20 protein-coding genes and 1 tRNA gene are annotated in these 23531 nt (G+C 61.5%); 11 read left to right on the top strand and 10 right to left on the bottom strand.

Annotation, left to right across the window (positions count from 1 at the left end; all coding sequences use genetic code 11):
* The first annotated feature begins 56 nt into the window (after positions 1-56).
* From KF821_06355 to KF821_06340, 4 genes are all read left to right on the top strand, one after another.
* A complete protein-coding gene (locus KF821_06355; GenBank protein MBX3005435.1) occupies positions 57-1343 on the top strand; it encodes a Glu/Leu/Phe/Val dehydrogenase in 1287 nt (428 codons plus the stop codon).
* Between the two features lie 160 nt (positions 1344-1503).
* Positions 1504-2637: a DNA polymerase III subunit beta gene (dnaN, locus tag KF821_06350; protein ID MBX3005434.1), complete on the top strand. Its 1134-nt coding sequence runs from the start codon at positions 1504-1506 to the stop codon at positions 2635-2637.
* Positions 2638-2704: 67 nt separating this feature from the next.
* The gene (locus tag KF821_06345; protein MBX3005433.1) at positions 2705-5032 is read left to right on the top strand and encodes a PEP/pyruvate-binding domain-containing protein; all 2328 of its coding nucleotides are present in this window, start codon (positions 2705-2707) and stop codon (positions 5030-5032) included.
* Complete coding sequence (locus tag KF821_06340; GenBank protein ID MBX3005432.1) at positions 5029-5706, top strand: deoxynucleoside kinase; 678 nt, start codon at positions 5029-5031, stop codon at positions 5704-5706. The genes KF821_06345 and KF821_06340 overlap by 4 nt, the downstream gene beginning before the upstream one ends.
* A 28-nt stretch (positions 5707-5734) precedes the next feature.
* Here the strand turns inward: KF821_06340 and KF821_06335 are convergent, their stop codons facing one another.
* Positions 5735-6031 (bottom strand): stage V sporulation protein S, encoded by a 297-nt coding sequence (locus KF821_06335; GenBank protein ID MBX3005431.1) that lies wholly within the window; start codon positions 6029-6031, stop codon positions 5735-5737.
* Between the two features lie 163 nt (positions 6032-6194).
* On the opposite strand from KF821_06335, the gene KF821_06330 reads away from it, so the two are divergent.
* The 7 genes from KF821_06330 (at position 6195) to KF821_06300 (ending at position 15716) form a co-directional block, all read left to right on the top strand.
* Positions 6195-8558, top strand: a complete 2364-nt coding sequence (locus KF821_06330) for an endonuclease MutS2 (protein MBX3005430.1) — start codon at positions 6195-6197, stop codon at positions 8556-8558.
* 42 nt (positions 8559-8600) lie between these two features.
* Positions 8601-10211: a hypothetical protein gene (locus KF821_06325; GenBank protein MBX3005429.1), complete on the top strand. Its 1611-nt coding sequence runs from the start codon at positions 8601-8603 to the stop codon at positions 10209-10211.
* A gap of 126 nt (positions 10212-10337) precedes the next feature.
* Positions 10338-12386: a hypothetical protein gene (locus tag KF821_06320; protein MBX3005428.1), complete on the top strand. Its 2049-nt coding sequence runs from the start codon at positions 10338-10340 to the stop codon at positions 12384-12386.
* 37 nt (positions 12387-12423) lie between these two features.
* The gene (locus tag KF821_06315) at positions 12424-13923 is read left to right on the top strand and encodes an ATP-grasp domain-containing protein (protein MBX3005427.1); all 1500 of its coding nucleotides are present in this window, start codon (positions 12424-12426) and stop codon (positions 13921-13923) included.
* Entirely contained in the window at positions 13920-14411 is a 492-nt protein-coding gene (locus KF821_06310; protein MBX3005426.1) for a biotin/lipoyl-binding protein, read from the top strand. The genes KF821_06315 and KF821_06310 overlap by 4 nt, the downstream gene beginning before the upstream one ends.
* Positions 14401-14856, top strand: a complete 456-nt coding sequence (locus KF821_06305; GenBank protein MBX3005425.1) for a MaoC family dehydratase — start codon at positions 14401-14403, stop codon at positions 14854-14856. The genes KF821_06310 and KF821_06305 overlap by 11 nt, the downstream gene beginning before the upstream one ends.
* Positions 14856-15716 carry a CoA ester lyase gene (locus KF821_06300; GenBank protein MBX3005424.1) on the top strand — a complete coding sequence of 287 codons (861 nt, stop codon included), beginning with the start codon at positions 14856-14858 and terminating at the stop codon, positions 15714-15716. The genes KF821_06305 and KF821_06300 overlap by 1 nt, the downstream gene beginning before the upstream one ends.
* Positions 15717-15758: 42 nt before the next feature.
* On the opposite strand, the gene KF821_06295 is transcribed toward KF821_06300, so the two are convergent.
* The 9 genes from KF821_06295 to KF821_06255 form a co-directional block, all read right to left on the bottom strand.
* Positions 15759-16697, bottom strand: a complete 939-nt coding sequence (locus KF821_06295) for a DUF4349 domain-containing protein (GenBank protein MBX3005423.1) — start codon at positions 16695-16697, stop codon at positions 15759-15761.
* A gap of 59 nt (positions 16698-16756) precedes the next feature.
* Positions 16757-17479 carry a metallophosphoesterase family protein gene (locus KF821_06290; GenBank protein MBX3005422.1) on the bottom strand — a complete coding sequence of 241 codons (723 nt, stop codon included), beginning with the start codon at positions 17477-17479 and terminating at the stop codon, positions 16757-16759.
* A 7-nt stretch (positions 17480-17486) separates the two neighbouring features.
* Positions 17487-17885 carry a cytidine deaminase gene (cdd, locus tag KF821_06285; GenBank protein ID MBX3005421.1) on the bottom strand — a complete coding sequence of 133 codons (399 nt, stop codon included), beginning with the start codon at positions 17883-17885 and terminating at the stop codon, positions 17487-17489.
* Complete coding sequence (locus tag KF821_06280) at positions 17872-19101, bottom strand: HlyC/CorC family transporter (protein MBX3005420.1); 1230 nt, start codon at positions 19099-19101, stop codon at positions 17872-17874. The genes cdd and KF821_06280 overlap by 14 nt, the downstream gene beginning before the upstream one ends.
* 34 nt (positions 19102-19135) lie before the next feature.
* Positions 19136-20488, bottom strand: a complete 1353-nt coding sequence (glmU, locus tag KF821_06275) for a bifunctional UDP-N-acetylglucosamine diphosphorylase/glucosamine-1-phosphate N-acetyltransferase GlmU (GenBank protein ID MBX3005419.1) — start codon at positions 20486-20488, stop codon at positions 19136-19138.
* A gap of 92 nt (positions 20489-20580) precedes the next feature.
* Positions 20581-20651, bottom strand: a tRNA-Gln gene (locus KF821_06270).
* 45 nt (positions 20652-20696) lie between these two features.
* Positions 20697-21677, bottom strand: a complete 981-nt coding sequence (locus tag KF821_06265; GenBank protein ID MBX3005418.1) for a response regulator — start codon at positions 21675-21677, stop codon at positions 20697-20699.
* Between the two features lie 56 nt (positions 21678-21733).
* The gene (locus tag KF821_06260) at positions 21734-22507 is read right to left on the bottom strand and encodes a heme ABC transporter ATP-binding protein (GenBank protein MBX3005417.1); all 774 of its coding nucleotides are present in this window, start codon (positions 22505-22507) and stop codon (positions 21734-21736) included.
* Positions 22508-22511: 4 nt separating this feature from the next.
* Positions 22512-23525, bottom strand: coding sequence for an iron ABC transporter permease (locus KF821_06255; GenBank protein ID MBX3005416.1), 1014 nt, complete (start codon positions 23523-23525; stop codon positions 22512-22514).
* Positions 23526-23531 lie beyond the last annotated feature (6 nt).

Raw genomic sequence — 23531 nt, 5'->3', positions numbered from 1 at the left:
AGTTGTTTAACCGGCCTTTCTGTGCCGTAAGCACCCACCCTATTGTCAGGAGAGTAATGTCCGAAACAACAAACGCATTTAGCATCGCCCAGGCTCAGTTTGATAACGTGGCCAGCATGCTGCATCTGGATGCCGATGTGGCTGAGCAGTTGCGTTGGCCGCGCCGCGAGTTCAAGTTCCAAATTCCGGTGCGTATGGACGATGGCAGCCAGAAGGTGTTCTTTGGCTATCGCGTTCAGCACAACGACTCGCGCGGCCCCACGAAGGGCGGCATTCGCTTCCATCAGTCCGAAACGATGGATACGGTGCGCGCCCTGGCGATGTGGATGACCTGGAAATGTGCCGTAGCGGATATTCCTCTGGGGGGTGCCAAGGGAGGTGTGGCGGTTGACTCATCTTCGCTCTCCGTACGCGAGAAAGAGAACCTGTGCCGCGGCTGGGTCGGGCAGATCCATCACAACCTCGGCCCGCGCGTCGACGTGCCCGCCCCGGATGTGGGCACCACCCCGCAAATGATGGGCTGGATGATGGATGAGTACTCCAAGCTGGCCGGCCAATACACCCCCGGTGTCATCACCGGCAAACCGGTAGGCGGCGGCGGCTCCAAGGGCCGCAAGGAAGCCACCGGCTATGGTGTGATCTATAACGTGCGCGAAGCGATGAAGCACCTCAAGATCGATCCGAGCAAGACCAGCGCGGCGATTCAGGGTTTTGGCAACGTGGCCCAATTTGCTGGGCGCGGCTTCTCCGAAGTGTTGGGTGGCAAAGTGGTGTGTGTTTCGTATTGGGATCGCGAAGAGAAGGCCTCGCTGAGTGTGATCAGCAAGAAGGGGCTGGATATCCAGTTCCTGCAGAACATCACTGACGAGTATGGCTCGATCAACAAAGCCAAAGCGCAGGAAGCTGGCTACACCATCAGCGATGGGGGCGACTGGATCTCGCAAGATGTAGACGTGCTCATCCCCGCGGCACTAGAAGGCCAGATCAACGGCGAGAGCGCCAAGCACATCAGTGATGCGGTCAAGATCGTAGCTGAGGGCGCCAATGGCCCCACCACTTTGGAAGGCGATGATGAGTTGCAGAAGCGCGAGATCTTCGTGATCCCGGATTTCTTGTGCAACAGTGGTGGCGTTACCGTCTCGTACTTTGAGGGCGTGCAGAACGACATGAACTACTACTGGTCGCAGGAAGAAGTCATCCAGCGTCTGGATATGAAGATGACCGAAGCCTTCGGCAAAGTGCTCAAGATGTCACTCAATGAGAAGGTGCGCATGCGCGATGCCGCCTACATGGTAGCGATCAGCTCGGTAGTCGAGGCCATGCAGCTGCGCGGCTGGCTGTAGGCCCACCGGGTAACACAGATAAAAAGCGGGCCGTACGGCCCGCTTTTTCGTCCCCCAAACGGGCCATTTTGGGCGAATCCAGCCGTTGGGGCGCACTGTCGTGTATACTCCATTCAGCGGGTAACCCCTGCATTTTTTGCTCTATCGGGAGTTTGTGCCCATGAAAGTCTCCGTTCCTCAAGAGAATCTGGCCCAGGGCCTCAACATCGTCTCGCGCGCCGTTTCCTCGCGCAGCACCTACCCTGTTTTGGCGAATGTGCTCATTTCTGCCGAGAACGGGCGCCTAAAACTGTCGGCGACGGACCGCGAGATGGGCATTACCTGCTGGATCAACGCCAAGATCAGTGAGGAAGGCGCCACCACGGTGCCGGCGCGCACCCTGATCGACCTGGTGTCCACCTTCCCTGGTGAGACGATCGAGCTGGACCTGGCGGTGCGTACGCAGACCCTGCACATCAAGGCCGGCCGCGCCAAAGCAGAGATCAAAGGCATCGATGCGCAAGAATTCCCGCCGATGCCCGAACCCGACAAAGCCAGCGGCATTGAATTGCCCGCCGGTGATTTCAAAGAAATGATCCAACAGGTGGTGTTTGCCGCCTCGAAGGATGACGCCCGCCCCGTGCTCACCGGCGTGCTCACTACCGTTGAAGGCAATGACCTCAGCCTGGTGGCCGCCGATGGCTTCCGCCTTTCGATTCGTAAGGCCAAGCTGGGCAGCAAGGCAGACCAGGCGATGCGTGCCATCATTCCGGCACGCGCGCTGAGTGAAGTGGCGCGCATTGCCACCGATGACAAAGACAACATCAGCATGGTGATGCCCCCGGGCCGCGGCCAGGTGATCTTCAGCATGAAGAATGCCGAGCTGCGCTGCCAACTGGTGGAAGGCGCCTTCCCTGAGATCCAACAGATCGTGCCGACCAGCTTCAAGACGCGCACCGTGGTTGCCACGGATGCCTTTTTGAAGGCGGCGCGCCAGGCGGAGATCTTCGCCCGCGAAAGCTCGCACATCACACGGTTAGACATCAAGCCGGGCGAGGGCAATTCGCCGGGGGTGGTGGACATCTCGGCGACTGCCGAGGAAACCGGCTCCAACGACAGCAAGGTGGACGCCACAGTGGAAGGCAATTCGGTCTTGATCGCCTTCAACGTGCGTTACCTGCGCGAAGCGCTGGAAGCCATGAAGGCCCCCAACGTGGCGCTGGAAACCACCGCCGCGGCCGCCCCGGGGGTGTTGCGCCCGATGGGCAATGATGATTTTCTGCATGTCATCATGCCCATGCATCTGGGCAAATAAGTTTCACGCTCTTTACATGCTTCAAAAAGGATGCCGCGCCGCGCAAGCGAGTGCGGCTTTTTGAATTATGACGCTGCCGCTCAACTCGATCGATCCCGCCTATCGCATCTATCTCACCCTGGCGCAGTATCCCACCCTGCGCCGGCGCATCCGCACCAAGATGCGCAATGAGCTCTTCGAACGCGGCATCCTCACCTCGGCGGCGTTTGAGGAGATGGTGCGCCACCAGGCCATCGATTCACAGCAACGCGAAGGCGTGGTGGATGCGCTCAGCGATGAGGCGCCCGAGGAATGGAAGCTGCGCCTGGATGTGGTGCGCGACCAGCTGACCGATCTGAGTTTTGCCAACAATCTGCCCTTTGACATCTTTGAGCGCCTGGTGAAAGACGTGCTGGCCGAGCGCGGTGCCGAGAGCGAAGACCTGCTGCGCACCTTCAACCCGGAACTGGCCTCGCAAGAGGCGTTGTTTGAGCAGGCCCAGGCGATCTCACGCATGGCGCCCGAACAGCGCCGCCGCCATGAGGCGCGCGAGCGTGAGATCAAAGTGGTGCTGCTCAAATCGATGATCTCCGACCAATTGGCCTACATCAACATCGCCAAAGATTGGTTCACCCTGGATGATCTGCTGGAGATCCGCCGCTACAAGATCGGCAAGGGCAAAGTGGGCGGCAAGGCCGCCGGCATGCTGCTGGCCTTGCGCATCTTGCAGGCAGTGGCTGAGGAAGACATCGTCGCCTCGGTGGATATTCCTGATTCGTACTTTCTGGGGGCCGACGTGATGTATGCCTTCATGTCCAACAACGGCATGATGCACTGGGCCGATCAAAAATACAAAGACGAAGACCAAATTCACAATGAATTTGAGCAGATCCAACAGGAATACGCTGCGGGCAGCTTTCCTGAAGATATCTTGACCGAGCTTTCGATCATGTTGGAGAAGATCGGCAAGCAACCCATCATCGTGCGCTCCAGCAGCCTGCTGGAAGACAACTTTGGCTCCTCCTTTGCTGGCAAGTACGCCAGCTTCTTCTGCCCCAACCAGGCCAGCCATGCCGAGAACCTGCGCGCCCTGACCCAGGCGATCGCCGCGGTGTACGCCAGCGCGCTCAACCCCGATGCGCTGCTCTACCGCCGTTCGCATGGCCTGGAGGATTACGACGAGCGCCTGGCCGTACTGATCCAGGTGGTGCAGGGCGAAGCCTATGGCCACTATTACTTTCCGCACTTCGCCGGGGTGGCCTTCAGCCGTAACATGTTCCGCTGGTCGCCGCAGATCAAACGCCATGCCGGCTTTGTGCGCCTGGTGGCCGGCATGGGCACGCGGGCGGTTGACCAGGTCGGCAATGATTACCCGCGCTTGGTGGCGCTGAGCCACCCGGAACTGCGCGCCCAGCGCGATCCGCGCGATATCAACGTCTATTCGCAGCATTTTATTGACGTGATCGACCTGCAAGACAATGCCTTCAAGACCCTGCCGGTCGGCGAGGTGCTGGATGGGCGCTACCCGCACCTGCGCCTGGCGGCTTCGCAATACAAGGACGGCGATCTGAGCCCGATCCGCTCCAGCCTGGCGCCGGAGAGCCAATTGGTGCTGACCTTTGATGGGGTGGTGCGCAATACGCCCTTTGCCGAGCGCATGCGGCGCATTCTGGCGCATCTCGAAAAGAAATACAGCTCGCCAGTGGATATGGAATTCACCCTGCGCGTGCACACGCGCGACGCAAAGCCGGAAATTGAGTTATTTATCTTGCAGTGCCGCCCACAAAGCCACCTGAATGAGGTGGCAGTGCGCCTGCCCGAGCTGATGGATAAGCAGCGCATTGTCTTCTCCACCAGCAAGGCCGCCTTGCACGGGCGCGCCAGCGGCATTCGCTACGCCCTGTTTGTGACGCCCGAAGGCTATTACGGCCTGCCCAACAGCCAGGCACGCGGCGAGCTGACCCGTGCGATCAGCAAGATCAATAAGCTGTTGGAAGGGGAGGAGTTCATCTGTGTGGGCCCGGGCCGCTGGGGCACCAGCACGCCTGATCTGGGGGTCAGCGTCAGCTATGCGGACATTTACAACACGCGGGCCCTGGTAGAACTCTCCGGGGCGGGGTTGGGGCCGGCGCCCGAACCCTCGTATGGCACCCATTTTTTCCAGGATTTGATCGAATCGCGCATCTATCCGCTGGCGGTGCACCTGGATGACGCCGACGCGATCTTCAATCGCAGCTTCTTTTATGAAGGCCGCAACCATCTGCTGGATTGGGCGCCCGAATTGGAAGGATTGCAGAACACTTTAAGGTTGTTACACGTTGAGGATAGTGCGCCTGGCCAGGTACTGGAGCTTATAATGGACTCCGAAGCGGGGCGCACTGTGGCATTTTTCGAAGAGGAGAGCAAGAACGAATGAAGCATTTTGTGGCGGTGGCTGGAAACATTGGCGTCGGAAAATCGACCTTGGTGGGGAAGCTCGCCACACATTTGCAATGGAACCCGTACTACGAACCGGTAGCAGAGAATCCGTATCTTGAAGATTTCTATACCGATATGCGTAGCTGGGCCTTCCAATCCCAAGTATTCTTTTTGCGTCACCGCCTCAGCATGCACCTTGGCCTGCTGGCCGATCCCAACTCCGTGATCCAGGACCGTTCGGTCTACGAAGACGCCGAGATCTTCGCCAAGAACTTGTACCTCTCAGGCCAGATGGATGAGCGCGATTACGCCTCGTACCGCGATCTGTACCGCTTGCTGTGCGATCTGCTGCGCCCGCCTGACCTGGTGATCTACCTGCGGGCTTCAGTGCCCACATTGCAGCGCCGCATTGCCCAACGTGGCCGTGATTTTGAAGCCAAGATCAGCACTGAGTATCTGGAGCAACTGAATGGCTTGTACGAAGATTGGGTGACCAACTTCACCTTATGCCCGGTGCTGACTGTGCCCACGGACAACATGAACTTCGTTACCCATGATGGCCTGGTGGAACTGGTCAAACTTAAAATGAGTGAGAAGTTGATGGGCAAAGAAGAGGTTGTCTTCCTGCCTGAAGAAGTGGAAACTTTCGCAAGTTACACGATGCACGAATAAACGTAAAAGAGAGAAAATAAAAACGCCGCTATTCAGCGGCGTTTTCGTTTTCTGAGACGGTCACCGGATGGCACTCTACAACCAGCTTGATCGCCGTGCGCACCTTGCCATCAATCTCCACGTCGGCAAACTCCGGTGTGCAAAAAATGCTATAGCCATCGGCGAGTAGATAGCCCCGAGCCAACACCATCGCTTTTAACGCCTGGTTGACTGCGCCAGCTCCAATGGCTTGTACTTCAGCCCGCCTGTGTTCTCTGAACACCCCAGCAATAGCGCCTGCTACTGCTGCGGTGCGCGAAGCACCTGAAACCTTGATAACGTCCATTTTGTCTGGCCCTTCACGCGCCGTTAGGCCGAGAGGATAGGAAGCGTCAACTAACGGCGCACCCTCAACCCCGATAATACTGGAATATAGAATGGCGGGCAACTCAACCCGCCTGCCGACTTCGTGCAAAAACGTACATAGCCTGCGTGATACACTGCGCAGGATGGACGAAAAAGCCCTACAAACGCTGGAGTTTCCCAAGGTCTTGGCGCGCCTGGCCGAGCACTGCGGATTTAGCGTATCGCACGAGCGTGCCCTGGCGCTGCGCCCGGCGGCGGATATTGCCGCGGCGCGTCGCCGCCTGGCCGAGACCGCGGAGGCGCGCGCCCTGCTGGAAACGCAGCCCAAGCTGGGCGTGGGCGGTGCCCGCGATGTGCGCCCGGCGCTGGGCAACGCCCGGCGCGGCATGGCACTGACTGCCGCCGAGTTGCTGGATATCAAAGGCACCTTGGTGGCGGCGCGCACTTTGGCGCGCCAATTGCAAGATGCCGAGGCCAGCTACCCACTGTTGGCTGAACTGGCCGCGCAGATGCCGCAACCGCAGGGGCTGGTGGATGCGATCAGCCAGGCCATCTCCGAGCGCGGCCAGATTCTGGATAGTGCTTCGGATGCGCTGGGCGAGATCCGCAGCCAGTTGGCGGTGGCCCATGAACGCCTGCTCAGCCGTATGCAGAAGATGCTGAGTAGCGAACCGTATACCAAGGCATTGCAAGAGCCGATCTTCACCCAGCGCGAGGGGCGCTATGTGCTGCCGATCCGCGCTGAAGAGCGCAGCCGCGTTAAAGGCGTGGTGCACGATCAATCCGCCAGTGGCGCCACCTTGTTCATTGAGCCGCTGGGAGTGGTGGAGCTCAACAACACCTGGCGCGAACTGCAACTGGCTGAGCGCGAAGAGGAGCGCCGCATCCTGCTGGCGCTCACCGCCCTGGTACAAACCCACGCCGAAACCATCGCCAGCGCGTTGGATGGCCTGGCGGCGCTGGACCTGGTTTTTGCCTGCGCCAAGTATGCCGAGCAGTTGCGTGCCCATGCCCCGGAGCTGGTGCCGCTGCAGCCGCATGCGCCCGGCCCGCACCCCGGCGTTACCCTGCGCCTATTTGACGCGCGCCACCCATTGCTGGACCCCGAAAAAGTCGTCTCTTCGGATATTGAGTTATTTCCAGAGAACTATTGCCTGGTGATTACCGGGCCCAATACCGGTGGCAAAACGGTCACGCTCAAAACGGTGGGCCTACTGGCACTGATGGGACAGAGTGGCTTGCACATTCCCGCCGCAGCGGGCAGCCAACTCTCATTTTTTGAGTCGGTATATGCAGATATTGGTGATGAGCAATCGATTGAGCAGTCACTATCCACGTTTTCCGGCCATATCACCAACATTGTGCGCATTCTCGGCCAGGCCGACGCGCGTTCCCTGGTGATCTTCGATGAACTCGGGGCCGGCACGGACCCGCAAGAGGGGGCTGCGCTGGCGCGGGCGCTGTTGGATTGGCTGGTGCGGCGCGGCATCACCACTCTGGTGGCCACGCACTACTCCGAACTCAAAGCCTATGCCCAGGGCACCCGCGGCGTGGTGAATGCCAGCGTGGAATTTGATCTAAAGACGCTGGCGCCTACCTACCGCCTCACTGTGGGTTTGCCGGGGCGCTCCAATGCGCTGGCCATCGCCAAGCGGCTTGGCCTGGCGGAGGATATTCTGGCCCAGGCGCGCAGCGGCATTGACCCCGCGGATCTGAAGGCTGAAGACTTGCTGGATGATATTCACCGTGAGCGCCAGCGCGCCGAGCAAGCCCACGCGCGCGCCGCCGAGGCCGAGCGTGCCGCCGAGCGCCTGCGCGCCGAATTGGCCGAGCGTTTGGAGCAAATAGAAGATGAGCGCGTGCAGGTGTTGGAGCAGGCGCGCCAACAAGCCAAAGACGAATTACACACCATCAAATCGCAGGCCGGCCGGCTGCGGGCGGACCTGGCGCGTGAGCGCCAACCGCTGGAAAAAGTGCAGGCGCTGAGGCAAGCGGCCGAAGCCCTCGAAGAGCAGGTCGCCGAACCGGTGCGGCGCCAAGTGGTGCCCGAATCCGCCCCCGGGCGCCCCTTGCGCCTGGGCGATGCGGTGCGCGTGCGCAGCCTGGGGGCACGCGGCATCGTGATCGGTCTGAGCGCAGAAGAGGCTGAGTTGCAAGTCGGCGCGCTGCGGGCGCGGGCACGCCTTACGGATCTGGAGCTACTCGACGAGAAAAGCGAGGATAAGCCCAGTGAATGGCAGGGCACGCTGCAATTGCCCGCGGCGGTGCCAGGTGAGGTTTCACTGCGCGGTATGCGTTTTGAAGACGCTTACAACAAGCTGGATGCCTACCTAGATGCTGCCTACGCTTCAGGCTTGCGCTCGGCGCGTGTGATCCACGGCAAGGGCACGGGCACGCTGCGCGAAATGGCGCGCGACATGTTGCGCAAACGTGACTACATCGAGCATTACGATTTTGCCAACCCGCACGAAGGCGGCGAAGGCGTCACTGTCGCCTATTTTCGCTAAGGCCGCTCGCACGGCGTCGCGGCAAAGTCTATAATCCTATATATGGACTCTCTCGCCAGCCGCATCGATCCCAATTCCACAGAATTCAAAGCCAACGCCGCGCATCACCGCGCCCTGGCCGCCGAGCTGCGCGATAAGGTGGCGGCGGTGCAGGCCGGCGGCGGCGCTGAGGCGCGTAGCCGCCATGAGCAGCGCGGCAAGCTGTTCGTGCGCCAGCGCATTGAACAGCTGCTGGATGTTGGCTCCCCATTTTTGGAACTCTCAGCCCTGGCGGCCGATGGCATCTATGCCGGTGAGGCGCCCGGCGCCGGGATCGTGGCCGGCATCGGCCGCGTTGCGGGCCGCGAAGTGATGATCGTGGCCAATGACGCCACCGTCAAAGGCGGCTCGTACTACCCGCTCACCGTCAGCAAGCATTTGCGCGCCCAACAGATCGCCATGCAAAACCATCTGCCCTGCCTCTACCTGGTGGATTCGGGCGGTGCCTTCTTGCCCATGCAAGACCAAGTGTTCCCTGGCGAGCAGCACTTTGGGCGCATCTTCTACAACCAGGCGCAAATGAGCGCCATGGGCATCCCCCAGATCGCCGCGGTAATGGGCTCGTGCACCGCGGGTGGCGCCTATGTGCCGGCAATGAGCGACGAGACGATCATCGTCAAAGGTACCGGCACGATCTTTCTCGGCGGCCCGCCGCTGGTGAAGGCTGCCACCGGAGAAGATGTGAGTGCCGAAGATCTGGGCGGAGCGGACGTGCACACACGGCTCAGCGGCGTGGCTGACCACTTTGCGGAAGACGATCAACACGCCATTGCTATCTTGCGCGAGATCGTCGAGAGCCTGCCTGACCGGCGCACGCTGCAAGTGCCCGCCAGCCCGCCGGAGGAGCCGCTCTATTCGCCAGAGGAGCTGTACGGCGTGCTGCCGATTACCTTCCGTGAGAGTTATGACGTGCGCGAGGTGATCGCCCGCCTGGTCGATGGCAGCCGCTTCCGCGAGTTCAAGGCGCGCTACGGCGAAACGCTGGTGTGTGGCTTTGCCCGCATCCACGGCTACCCGGTGGGCATCCTCGGTAACAATGGGGTGCTATTCAGTGAGAGCGCGCTGAAAGGGGCTCACTTTATTGAGTTGTGTGAGCAGCGCGGCATCCCCTTGCTGTTTTTGCAGAACATCACTGGCTTCATGGTGGGTCGCGAATACGAAGCTGGCGGCATTGCCAAGGATGGCGCCAAGTTGGTGCACGCCGTGGCGACGACCACGGTGCCTAAGCTCACGGTCATCATCGGCGGGTCGTTTGGGGCCGGAAATTACGGCATGGCCGGCCGTGCCTATGATGCGCGCTTCTTGTGGATGTGGCCCAACGCGCGCATCAGCGTAATGGGCGGTGAGCAGGCTGCCAACGTCATGCTCACCATTAAGCAAGACCAGTTGACCCGCGAGGGCAAGCCCGCCTTGAATGAGGCCGAGGCGGCAGCGCTCAAGCAGCCGATCTTGGACAAGTATGAGCATGAGGGCCACCCGTATTACTCCACGGCGCGCTTGTGGGATGATGGCGTGCTGGACCCGGCCGAGACGCGCACCGTACTGGGGTTGGCGCTCTCGGTGGTGCTCAAGGCGCCGCGCCAGGGCGCCGGGTTTGGCGTCTTCCGCATGTAATCTAGTATTTTATTGGCAGGTACTGTGGGCTAACAAGCCGAGCGTGCGGCACGTTAGTTACTCGTGGCTACCCAACAACGTGCTCCACACCAACTTCGATTGAAATTAACCCTCACGGGGATATCGATGAGCGTTCGAAAGTTTGCATCGCGCTCAGTGGATACAGGTTTGCAGTTCGCCGCGCGCCTCGGCCGTTACCAATTCGCGCTGCTCAGCTTGCTGCTGGCTTTCCTTGCCTATGGCTTGCTCATCCCCTGGTTGGGCATGTATTGGGATGACTGGCCGGTCAGTTGGATCTATCACCAGTTCGGCGCTGAGCTTTATCAGGGCTACCCCGCCTACCGCCCCATTTCTGGCTGGATCTATTATTTTTCCTTCTCTGCGCTAGGCATGAACTTGGTAGCCTGGCACATCTACACCTTGCTGGCGCGCTGGCTCAGTATGCTGGCCTTCTATTGGGTGCTGCGCCTGGTGTGGCCGGGGGAGAAACAGAGCGCCCGCGTGGCTGCCCTGCTATTCCTGCTGTACCCTGGCTTCAGCCAAATGAGCATTGCCGTCACCTACAGCGTCTATTTCGTATATTACGCCCTGTTCCTCTGCTCGCTGGCGCTGATGGTGCTGGCGGTCAAAGGCCGGCGCCCGGTGTGGGGGTATGTGCTCGCTTCGATCGTGCTGGCGGTGGCTACCATGCTCAGCACCGAGTATTTCTATGGGCTGGAGCTGCTGCGCCCCTTGATAATCGTGTGGCTGCTGCAGCCCAAGCGCTGGGGCGCCTGGCGCCGCGCCCTCGGCTTGTGGCTGCCCTATGCGGCCATGTTTGCCGGGGTATTCCTGTGGCGCAACTGGGCCAGCCAGCAGGAAGGGGCGCTGTACCATCCGGTCTTGTTTGGGCGCCTGGCGGTGTCTTTCTGGCCGACGCTACAGACGCTGTTCCACAGCGTGGTGCGCGATGTGACCTTGGGTGGTTTGGGCGCCTGGCTGCGCGTGCTCGAAGCCTTCAATGAACTGCGCATAGGCGCTATCTCCACCTATATGTATCTGGCGCTGCTGGTCCTGGCGATCGGCGCGTGCACTTTTGTGCTTCGGGCTACCGCAGGCACGCGCGCCGCGGCGGGCGACGCCAAGGGGATGGTGCTGGGGGGCTTGCTGACCTTGCTGGTCTCCGGTGCGTCTTTCTGGGTGGCGGCGCTACCCTTCGCGCTCACCTTTCCGTATGACCGCTTCACCATCTCTATGATGGTGGGCGCCAGCCTGCTGCTGGCAGGGCTGTGGACCTTGTGGCGGGTGGCGCCACGTTTTAAATTTGCCAGCCTATCGATCCTGCTGGGCTTGTGTGTGGCGTTCCACTTCAACATGGCCAACCAATACCGGGCAGAGTGGTTGCGCATGCAGGATTTCTCGCGCCAGCTTACCTGGCGCATTCCCAGCCTGGCGCCCAATACCGGTGTGATCAGCCCGCAACTGCGCGCCTTGAACTTCAACACTGATAACTCTCTGACAGGTTTGGTGAATTGGCTGTATACACCCAACGACGTTCCCCAGTACCAGCAGCAACTCAACCATCTATTTTTCTATGCCGAGTTGCGTGGCCGCACACGCTTGCGCGGCCTGCAAACCGGGGAGCCGATCTATGGGGCCTATGATCTGGTGCCCTATCAGGCCACGCGCGAGCAAGTGATCGAGCTGACCTTTGGCTACCAGCCGCCGGCCTGCCTGCGCGTCATTGATCCTGAGATCGACGTGTGGAATCCAGGCTTATCCCTGGAACTCAAACCAATTGCTGCCCTCAGTAACCAGGCATTGATCCTGCCTGAGACCATCGATTTCGCAGCACGCTTCCCGTTTTGGAGTGTGGCGCCGCAGGAAACCTGGTGCTACTACTTTGAGCAGGCGGACCTGGCGCGCCAGTTGCACGACTGGCCGCAGGTGGCCGCGCTGGGGCAGGCCGCGTTTGCTGCCGGCCTGGCGCCCAACTTCGCCGCCGAATACACGCCCTTCATCGAGGCGTATGCACATCTGGGCGATGGGGAGCAGGCTTTGCAGCTTACCCAGCGCGTCCAGCAGGCCGATCCGCTCTTGCGGCCGCTGTTGTGCGCGCTGTGGCAGCGGATCGAGCGTGCCGGAGCCATGCCCACGGTAGTGGCCGAGGCTCGCCAGGCCCTGGAGTGCCGCTAATCCGGGCAGCCGCGACGCGCTTCGTTATACTGTGGGCATGCCCGCATTTCCATTCACAAAAGTGCTGATCGCCAACCGCGGCGAGATTGCCGTGCGCATTGCGCAGGCCTGCAAGAAGCTGGGCCTGGGCAGTGTGGCGGTCTATTCCGCTGCGGATGAGGGCGCCTTGCATACCCAAGTGGCCGATGCCGCGCTACCCCTGGGCCCCGCGGCCGCGCAGCAATCGTATTTAGATGCCAGCAAGCTATTGCAGGCCGCCAAGCAAAGCGGCGCTGATGCGCTGCACCCCGGCTATGGCTTTCTGGCTGAGAATGCTGAGTTTGCCCAGGCGGTGATAGATGCCGGCTTGGTGTGGGTTGGCCCACCACCGGCAGCGATGCGCGCCATGGGTGATAAAGCCCAAGCGCGCCAACTGATGCTGCAAGCGGGCGTGCCGGTTTTGCCGGGATACCAGGGCGAAGACAGTGATGCCGCGCTGCAAGCTGCCGCAGCAGAGATTGGCTATCCATTGCTGGTGAAGGCTGCGGCTGGGGGCGGCGGCGTGGGCCAGCGCGTGGTAGTGGCCGCCGAAGAGTTGGCGCAAGCCATGGCCGCGGCACGGCGTGAAGCCGCCAACGCCTTTGGTGATCAGCGCCTGGTGTTGGAAAAATATCTGGCGGTCGCCCGCCATGTGGAAGTGCAAGTGCTCGGCGATCAGCATGGCACGCTGCTGCACTTGTTTGAGCGTGAATGCTCATTGCAGCGCCGGCGGCAAAAAGTGGTAGAAGAAACGCCCTCGCCCCTGCTGGATAACACGCTACGCCAGGCAATGTGCGCCGCCGCGCTGGCGGCCGCCGCGGCAGTAGGTTACACCAATGCCGGCACGGTGGAATTCTTGGTAGACCCTGCTACGCGTGAATTCTATTTTCTAGAGATGAACACGCGCTTACAGGTCGAGCATCCGATCACCGAACTCACTACGGGATTGGATATTGTGGAGTGGCAGCTGCGCGTGGCCGCGGGGGAAGCGCTGCCATTCAGCCAAGCCGAGCTGGCCCAGCGTGGCCATGCCATCGAATGCCGCATTTATGCGGAAGACCCGGCCGCCGGTTTCCTGCCGCAGGCTGGGCGCGTGTTGCATTTGCAGTGGCCGGCGGAGAGCCGCGTAGATGCTGGCGTCATCGAGGGCCAGCCAGTTAGCGTCCACTATGACCCGCTGCTCGCCAAACTGAGTGTGCACGCCGCAGACCGCCAGCAAGCACTGGCCGCCATGCAGGCCGCTCTGGCCCACACGGTGCTGCTGGGCGTGGGCCATAACATCGACTTTTTGCAGGCGGTGTTGGCGCACCCCGGGGTAACCGCGGGCAATTTTGATACGCAAACACTCGAACGCGATTTCGCCCACTGGCAGCCTGCGGCCGAGTTGCCCAGTGCCGCGTTGTTGGCGGCCACCTTGCTATCGTTGCCAGCGGAAACCCAAACTGCCGCGGGGGGCGTAGACCCTTATTCTCCGTGGGCGCACCCTAGCGGCTTTCGTATGAGTGGTGAGCGGAAATGAAGTTTTCGTTTGACTATCGTGGCCAGGTGCAAACCGTTGAAGTACTGAGCCTGGCTACTACACTGGAAATGACGATCAACGGGGAGTTGCTGCGCGCCGAGCCTGGCCATGCGCAGCCGTTGTGGCTGCAGGTGGGCGGGCAGTCTGTGCCGGTGCGCTGGGCCCGCGATGGCCGCGCTATTTGGCTGCACCTGCTTGGCCACACCTACCTGCTGCGCCGCAGCCCCGGCCAGCACAGTGCCGGGCCTACTGGGGGCGCCGAACGCAGCCTGCGCGCGCCGATGCCGGGCCAGGTGCGCAAAGTGCTGGTGCAGCCCGGCGAGATGGTTGCCGCCGGCGCCGTGCTGGTGTTACTGGAAGCGATGAAGATGGAAGTGCGTATTGTGGCCAACCAGGCTGCAAAAGTGGCGCAGATTGCGGTTTCTGAGGGCCAGAACGTGGATAAAGAGCAAATCCTAGTGGAATTGGAGCCTGAAGATGGCGGGTAAATACTTTGAAGACCTGCAAGTTGGCCAGCGCTTTGTGCACGCGGCCACGCGCACGGTGACCGAGGCCGATAATGTGCTCTTCAGCGGGCTGACGATGAATACGCAGCCCCTGCACATGGATGAGGAATTTGCCAAGCAAACTGCTTTTGGCCGCCGCATTGTCAACGGCATTTTTACCTTTGGCCTCACGGTGGGCATCACCGTCTCAGAGCTGACGGCAGGCACGATCGTTGCCAACCTGGGCTACGAAAGGGTTAATCATCCAACCCCGGTCTTTGCCGGTGACACCTTGCGAGTGGAGAGTGAAGTGCTCGAGATGCGCCCCTCTACCAGCAAGCCCGACCGCGGCCTGGTGCGCCTGCGCCATGTGGCCTATAAGCAGACTGGCGAGGTGGCCGTGGAGATTGAGCGCACAGTCATGTTCCTAAAGCGTGAGGCCGCCTGATGCGCCCGCGCCGCACCCTGCTATACGTTCCGGGCAGCGATTGGCCCAAGATGGTGAAGGCCGCTGGCCTGGGCGCCGATTGCGTATGTTTGGACCTGGAAGATGGCGTGGCGCCCAGCAGCAAAGCCGAGGCGCGCCGCCTGATAGCCAAAGCGCTCAGCGAGCTGGATTTTGGTACCAGTGAACGCTTGCTACGCGTCAATGCTGCCGATAGCCGCGAACATGCCGAGGACCTGGCGCTGGTGCAGCACCCACAGCTGGAGGGCGTGGTGTTGCCCAAAGCCGCCGCGGCCGCCGATCTGGGCGCGCTGGGTGCGGTGTTGGCACAAGCCGAAGCGCAGCGCGGGTTGGCGCCCAACACACTTAGCCTGTTTGCTCAGATCGAAAGTGCGCGTGGCGTAGTGAATTTGCAAGCGATTGCCAGTGCTGAAGCACACTTGGTGGCGCTTGTTTTCGGTTCCGAAGATTTCGCCAGCGATGTCGGTGCTATTCGCACTCCCGGCGCAGATGAAGTCTTTTACGCACGCAGCGCGGTGGTGACCTATGCCGCCGCTCACGGGTTGCAGGCCATCGATATGCTCCATGTGGATTTCAAGGACAGTGCCGGCTTGACCCGGTTGGCGACCCAGGGTGCGCAACTGGGCTACAGCGGCATGCAGATCGTGCACCCGGCGCAGATTGCCCCGGTGCAAGCGGCGTTCACGCCGAGCGACGAAGCGATCAGCTGGGCGCGGCGCGTGGTGGCCGGCTACAGCGAGCACGCCGCTGCCGGCCGCGGAGCCTTTGCGCTGGACGGCAAGATGATCGATATGCCTCTGGTGAAAGCGGCGCAGCGTGTGCTGGCGCGTGCCGGCGAATAAAAAAGCCCGGCTATGCCGGGCTTTTTTATTTATCCTTTATTGTTAGCGGGTGCGTTTACCCCGCGGCGCGGTTTTGCGAGCGGCGGGCTTGGCTGCGGCACGGCGGCGGCGCAGCCAGCGCACCAGGAAGTAGAGCGGCAAGCCGAGCACCAACAGGATCGGCAGGGCATACAGCACCAACCAGATCACCGCATTCACTATGCCTTGCATGGCGCTGATCAGCGCCTGGATCGCATCCTTGGCCACTCCCACCGGCTCCCAGCCGGCAATGGTGATCGGCTGCACGGCCTGGCTGGCAGTCAATTCCACACTGATCGCCGAGAGGGCGGCAGCTTCTTCGTAGTACTTGATCTGGCCCTTGAGCACTTCGATTTGCTCGGTGATGTTGTTTAACTGGTTGAAGGCGGTGAGGATGTCTTCTGAATCCACTGCATCTTGCATGATCTGGCGCAGCAAAACTTCAGCATCCTGCAGGTTGCGCAGGCGCGATTGCAAATCCGTGTATTCGGCAGTTACATCCTGGCCGGAGAGGTTCTTGCTCTGCACGGTCTTGGCGCCGTCTTCGATCAATCCCAGCGCTTCCTGCAAGCGCTCAGCTGGCACGCGAACGGTGATGCTGCCGTAAGGCACTTGCAGGCCGCTGCTGAGCGATTGTTGGTACAGGTACGAGTCAACCACGAAGCCGCCGAAGCGCTCCGCCATTTGCGAAATGGCCTCCATGCTCGCTTCGGGCTGATCGACCACAATGGCGATGCTGGCGTTTTGGATCACCAGGCGCTCGGCGCTGGTGTTTTGCGGCGCCATAGCACCCCCCGAAGCCGCCGAATCGGCAGACATTTCGAAGGATTGGTTCTGCGCCACGGCCATTGGCGCCTCGCTGTAGCCGCGATCGTAATCACTGGGGGCGGCCGCCGCGCTGCTGCAGGCGCTGAACAGCAAGGCAAACAACAGGGAAGCCAAAAGAGGGGTGCGTAGTTTCATGATCTTCTCCTTGAAGGTTCACCCATATAACGCAAGCGGCCGGGCAAAAGTTCCACTACTTACCAGCCACCCTCTAGGCGGCTGACGTGGCGTTCGGGCAGGCCAGCCGCCTGCATGCGCGCTTGCACCTCGGCGATGGCGTAGGGCACGCGCAGGTGCTGCCATACCGCTGTCTCGGGGTCGAACAAGGCATAGGCGGCGCGCGGATCGCGATCGCGCGGTTGGCCTACTGAGCCCGGGTTGGCAATGCAGCGTTCTTGCAGCACGAACTCGGCATCATTCTCGGGCACCTGCAAGTTGACGCCCACGCCGTGCTTGGTAAACAAAACTGGCACATGCGTATGGCCCACAAAGCAGAACGGCGTATCAAAGAAATCGAAGTTCTCTAGGGCGGAGTAACTATCCAATAGATATTCCAAGACCGGCTGGCGCGGGCTGGCGTGCGCCAGGGTGGTGCCGTGCTCCAATCGCAGGGGTTCTAGGCCGGTTAAAAACGCCAGCGAATCGGCGGCCAGGTTTTCGCGCAGCCATTCCATTGAGGTGCGCGCCTCCGCATTGAAGCTGCCCAGCGGCAACTGGCCGATGGCGGCGGCATCGTGGTTGCCTTGCAAGCACACCAGGTTGGGCAGCGCTGCCAGGCAATCAATACACTCGTTCGGATCTGGCCCGTAGCCAACTACGTCGCCCAGGCACCACACCGCATCCACTGCCCCGGCGTGGGCCAACACGGCCTGCAGCGCGGTAAGGTTGGCATGGATGTCACTAAGCACCAGGATGCGCATGCAAACGTTACGGCTTTACATCGAGATTGCTGGGAAGAAAGGCCCCCGGCAGTAATTTGTCTACACTGGATTCGTGCACGATCGCCCCGGCCTCGGTGGCCAGGATCACCTCAGCGTGCAAGGCGAACTCCGCCAGTACCTGTCGGCACGAACCGCAGGGCGAGCCACCATCACGGGTCACCACGGCGATCGCATCAAATTCGCGCTCACCCTGCATGATGGCCGTGAAGATGGCGACGCGTTCGGCACAGATGCTATCGGGGTAGGCCGCATTTTCGATATTGGCGCCCAGATATACCTTGCCGGCTTTGGTGCGCAAGGCCGCCCCCACGCGATACTGCGAGTAGGGGGCATAGGCCGCCTGCTGGGCTTGTTGGGCCGCTTGAACTAACTCATGCTTGGGCATCTTGTTCCTCTTCCGCAACGGTGCGCGTAGTGCGCACGGCACGCACGCGGCGAATACGGCGGCTGTTGATTAATTCTACTGTGAATAAGATGCCATCTTGCTTGACTTGCTCACCGGCGCGCGGCAAGCGGCCGAGCTCACTGAACAAAAAGCCGCCTAACGTGTCAGCGTTTTCTGTGCTCAGATCGGCATCCATGATCTCGTTGAACTCGGCCAGCGAAATGCGCCCGGGGAAAAGATATTCATCCTCCGAGATCTTTTGGAAGGGTTGCTCTTCGCCCAGGTCGGTCTCGTCCTGGATCTCGCCCACGATCTCTTCCACAATATCTTCAAGCGTCACCAGGCCCGCCACGCCCCCATACTCATCGACAACAATGGCCATGTGAATACGCGTGCCCTGCATTTCGGCGAGCAGCTCATTCAACTTCTTCGATTCCGGCACCATGTAGGGCTGGCGCAGCAGTTGGCGCAAAGAGGGCGCCGGCGGGTTGGCGCCCCAGACTTTGAGGATGTCTTTGATATAGAGCAGGCCGAGGATGTTATCCACGGTATCTTCGTAGACCGGAATACGCGAATAGCCAGATTCCACAATGGCGTTGCGCGCCTCCTCCAGTGGCGTGTCTACATCGAGCGCAAACACGTCAATACGCGGCACCATCACTTCGCGTACCAGCGTATCGCCCAGCTCCACGATCGACATGATCATCTCGTGCTCGTCTTGCTCCAGCACGCCCTGCTGTTCGCTGGCATCCACGAAGGATTTCAACTCATCCTCGGTGATGGTTTCCATTTGAGCGGCGTTCGGTTCCTGGGCGCTGAGGCGGGTGAGCACAAAGAGGATTGGGTACATCAGCGTGTTGACTACGCGCGCCACCCCGCTAAGGCGCAGCGCCCAGCGCTCGGGATCCTTGAGCACATGGCGCTCGACGAAGAATTCTGCCAGCCAGATGGCAAAGCCCACCGCCACCAGGCCGCCAAGGTTAATTGCCGAGGCGCTGCCTTGCGAGGTGGGGATGAGGAAATCCAGCACGATGCCCGCCAGCAAAAAACGCAGCAAGGCCAGGGTGAGTTGCAACGCATCGCGCAGGTTTTGGCGATGCTTGAGGAGTTCCAGGGTGCGGGCAGCCTTGGCGCCCAGCTCGTCTTCCAATGAGACCAGGCGAGTTTGGCGAACCGTGATGAGGCTGGCGCGGGTGGCGGTGACCACTAAATCCAAAGCGAGTAATACGATAAGTAAAGCGATGAGCGGACTAATCAGAACCTTCCCGTTTGCGAATGGCGCGGGCCGGAATGCCCACCACCACCGTATTTGGCGCTACGTCCTTGGTGACCACGGCGCCGGCCCCCGTGCGGGCACCTTTGCCGATGTGTAGCGGCGCCACCAACATGGTGTCGCTGCCGATAAAGACATCTTCTTCGATCACCGTAGGATTTTTGTTTTGGCCGTCATAGTTGGCCGTGATCGTGCCCGCGCCGATATTGACATTGCGGCCGATGGTGGCATCCCCAATGTAGGAGAAGTGCCCCATCTTGACCCCGGGCGCCAGGCGCGAATTTTTGATCTCACCAAAATTGCCCATATGTACATGGTCTTCCAAGTGGGCACCTTTGCGCAGGTGAGCGAAGGGCCCGATATCCACCTGGTTTTCGATGATGGCGTGCTCCACCACCGCAGCCTGGATCGTGCACAGGTTGCCCACCCGGCTGTCACGAATGGAGGTGTTGGGGCCGATAAAGCACTCTTCGCCGATCTGGGTATCCCCCAGCAGCATCGTATTCGGCAGCACGGTGGTATCTTGCCCGATGGTGACGCCCGGCTCGATATAGGTGCTCAATGGGTCTTGAATGGTGACGCCGGCCAGCATCCATTGCCGGTTAATGCGCTGACGCAGTGCCAGCTCGGCTTCGGCCAGGTGCTCGCGCGTATTGATGCCGATGGCTTCGCTGGGGTCTTGCAGCTCCAGGGTGTGGATGTGCTTGCCCTGCGCTACGGCCAGGGCCAATAGATCGGTGAGGTAATACTCGCCCTTTTGGGCCGAAGGCGCCAATTGGGGCAAGGCGGCCCATAGCCAATGGGCCTCGAAGCAATAGGTGCCCACGTTGAGCTCTTCGATCTGTAACTGCTCTGGCGTAGCCTCGGCCTCTTCGATGATCGCTACGGGCTGGCCAGCCTGGCGCTGGATGCGCCCAAAGCCACGCGCCGGGCGCTGCTTCAGGGTGAGCAATGTGATGGTGGCGTGGCCCTGGGTATGCGCAGCGGCTAACGCGGCCAGAGTTTCGCCGCGCAGCAGCGGTAGATCCGCGTTGGTAACCAGAATGTGCTCAGCTTGCCCGTCCAGCAGCTCTTTGGCCTGCAGTACGGCGTGGCCGGTGCCCTTCTGCTCGAGCTGCTCAACGTATTCGGCCTGGGCGCCGACCGCCTGGCGAATGTGATCCGCCTGATGGCCGATGACCAGTACCGGGGGCTGCGCGCTGGCTTGGCGTGCTGCATCCAGGGCGTACTGCACCATCGGGCGGCCGCCGATGGGGTGCAGAATCTTGGCCCTGCGCGAGCGCATGCGCGTGCCCTTGCCAGCCGCCAGGATGATGATGCGTATGCTCATTCCGCCCACTCCTTGGCAGGGTGAGAGGCTACATAGTGAAATGAAGAATCAGGGAGAGGGTCTTCTGAGGCTTGCATGTTTGAAACGGCAAGTCGGGGCGCCTGGACTCGAACCAGGATCCACGGATTCAAAGTCCGGTGTGCTGCCATTGCACCACGCCCCAGCGTTCGGCTAGCCGAAGGCGCAAAATTGTAACATGCCCACAGCGCTATTGCTGTGGCGTCAGGCCGATCTGGGCCGCCTGGGCATAGCTGAGCGCACCGGCCAACGGGCGCGCGTTGAGTTCGGTGGGCTGCCAAAAGCGTTCGGCGGCCACCGGGGTCGGGCGGGTGTCCGCCTGCGTCAATAATTGCTCCAGTTCGGGGTCAGTTTCCGTGTGCGCCGGGCCGGCGGGGGTGGGCAGTGGGCTGGCGCCGGCCAGTTGCCGCGCGCTGCGTTGCAGCGCTTGCGCCAGCGCGGCTGTGCGGGCCGCGCTGAGTGGACGGGTGAGGATGCACAGGCCGCGTCCATCCGCCAGGTTGGCCAGGTGCAGGTGCTCCTGCGCGCCCCGGATGGTGAGCAGATCATCTGGCGCGGCGCTTCCCAGTACGCGGGCCATGTGCTGGGCGGCGCGCCGGGCGTTCAGCAGATATGGCAACAACTCGGCTTCGAGTTGCGGGTTGGGCAGCACCCCGGCGCGCGCCAACACCTGGCCGCGCGCCGAAAGCAAGGCAACGCAATAGGCTTGTAGCGTCTGACGTAGCTCGGCGAGCAGGTGAGCGGTATCGGCGTCTGCGGCGGCCTCGGCGATCACGGCCAGCTCAGCCGGCAGGCTGGTTTTCACCAGGCCCAGGTGTCGCTCGACCGCATCCAGGACATCGGCCAGCTCAAAGGGCTTGAAGAAAAAGCCATTGGCACCGCTGCGCGCAGCCTGGCTGCGCAACGCTTCGTCATGCGCCTGGCTCAGCAGGATCACGCCCACCGCGGGCTGCTGCTGGCGAAAGCGCGCCATCAGCTCCAGGCCAGAGATGCCGGGCAGCAACAGATCGGCGATCAACAAGTCGGGGGCACGCTGCGCCAGGACCTGCAAAGCCGCCGCGGCTGAGCTGACCTGCTCGGCGTGTACCGCCGGGCCCAGGCTGCTCAGCCCTTCCAGCAGTGCGTTGGCGGTTTGCGCCTGCTCTTCAACGATGAGAATGTGTTTGGCCACTATGCGCGCATTGTACGCATGCGCCGCCCAGCGCGCCGTGAAATTTATAGCTGAAATTAGCTGTCTTGCAGGATCACCCAGGGCCGCCCATCCTGCGGTGTGGTGAGGATGCGGGTGCCCACGCCGTAGGCTGCGGCCAGGCGTGCTTCAGTCAGCACTTCGTGCGGGGTGCCGATGGCTTGCAGGCGCCCCTGGTGCAGCAAGGCCAGCCGCTGGGCGAACATGGCGGCCAGGTTGAGATCGTGCAGCGCGGCCACCACCGCCAATTGGCGCTGCTGAGCCAGTTGGCGCACCACGCTCAGAATGGCCACTTGATGGTGCAAGTCCAGGTGGGCGGTGGGCTCATCCAGCAGCACGATCGGACAATCCTGTGCCAGGGCGCGCGCCAGCAGCACGCGCTGCTGTTCACCGCCGGAGAGTTCACCGGCGCGGCGGTCTTGCAGCGCAGCCATCTCGGTGGTCTCCAGCGCCCAGGCCACTTTCTCGCGATCGCGCCGGCCGAGCTGGCCCAGCCAGTTCAGGTGCGGGGTGCGCCCGAGCGCCACACATTCGTAGACGGTAAACGCCGGGGGCAATTGTGTGGATTGCGGCACCACACTGATCCAGCGTGCCCGTTGGGCGGCGGACAGATCAGCAAGGTCTTCCCGGTTGATTTGGATCTTTCCTTGCTGTGGCTTGTGCACTCCGCTCAGGGCGCGGATCAAGCTGCTCTTGCCGGCGCCATTCGGCCCGATCAAGCCGAGGATCTCGCCGGGGGCCAACGAGAGATTGAGCCCCTGCAAGACAGTGTGCGGGCCATACGCCAGATGCAGATCGTGGATGCTCAGCATGGCATCACCAATACAACTGCGCCTTGGCGCGGCGCAGCAGCCATAAAAAGAAGGGCACCCCTACCAACGCGGTGACGATGCCCACGGGCACCACTTGCGGAGAAAGCACGGTGCGCGCCACGGCATCGGAAAGCAGCAGCGCTGCGCCGCCGCCCAATAAGGAGAGCGGCAACAGGCGGCGATGGTCACCGCCCCAGATCAGGCGCAGAGTATGCGGGATCACCAGGCCGATGAAGCCGATCATCCCCGAAAAGGCCACCGCCGCGGCAGCCGCCAGCGAGGCGGCCACGATCAGGAGTAGCTTCAAGCGTTCCACGGGCAAGCCGAGCTGCTCGGCCTGCTCTTCGCCGGTTTGCAACACGTTGAGTTGGTGCCCGGAGAGCAGTAGCACCACCACGCCCACCACCACATAGGGCAGCATCGCCAGCACGGGTTGCCAACCGCTCAAGGTTGCCCCACCGAGCAGCCAGGCGATCGCCCGGCGCAGCTCGCTTTCGGATTGCAACATCAGGAATGAGCTCAATGAAGTGGCAAAAGTGCTTACCGCCACACCAGCCAGGATCAACGTAGTGACTGGCAGGGTCTTGCCCAGGCGGGCCACCCAATAGACGACGGCTACCGTTAGCAGCGCGCCGGCAAAGGCCGCCGCGGGCACGCTGTAGAAGCCCAGCCAATCCTTGGGCCAATCGTGCGCCATCATGGTAATGGCGCCCAGCCCGGCGCCGGAGGCCACGCCGATCAAGTACGGATCGGCCAGCGGGTTGCGGAACAGGCCCTGGTAGGCGGTGCCACTGGCGGCTAACGCCGCGCCGGTCAGCAGTACCAGCACGGCATGCGGCAAACGGATCTCGTACAGGATGGTAGCAAAGGTGCTTTGCAGGCTTTCAAAGCCCAGCAAGGAGTTGAGGATGTGCAGCGGCGGGATGAGTACCGAGCCAAGCGCTACGCTGAGGATGAACGCGCTAGCTAGCAGCAAGCTGGTGATCAGGAAGGGGTGGCGGCGGATAAAAGCTTTCATCGTAAG

It is taken from the genome of Anaerolineales bacterium, from assembly GCA_019637755.1.
In the GTDB taxonomy this organism is placed as follows: domain Bacteria; phylum Chloroflexota; class Anaerolineae; order Anaerolineales; family UBA11579; genus JAMCZK01.
The sequence above is the reverse complement of the archived record's forward strand: the minus strand, read 5'-3'. Positions and strand labels throughout refer to the sequence as shown.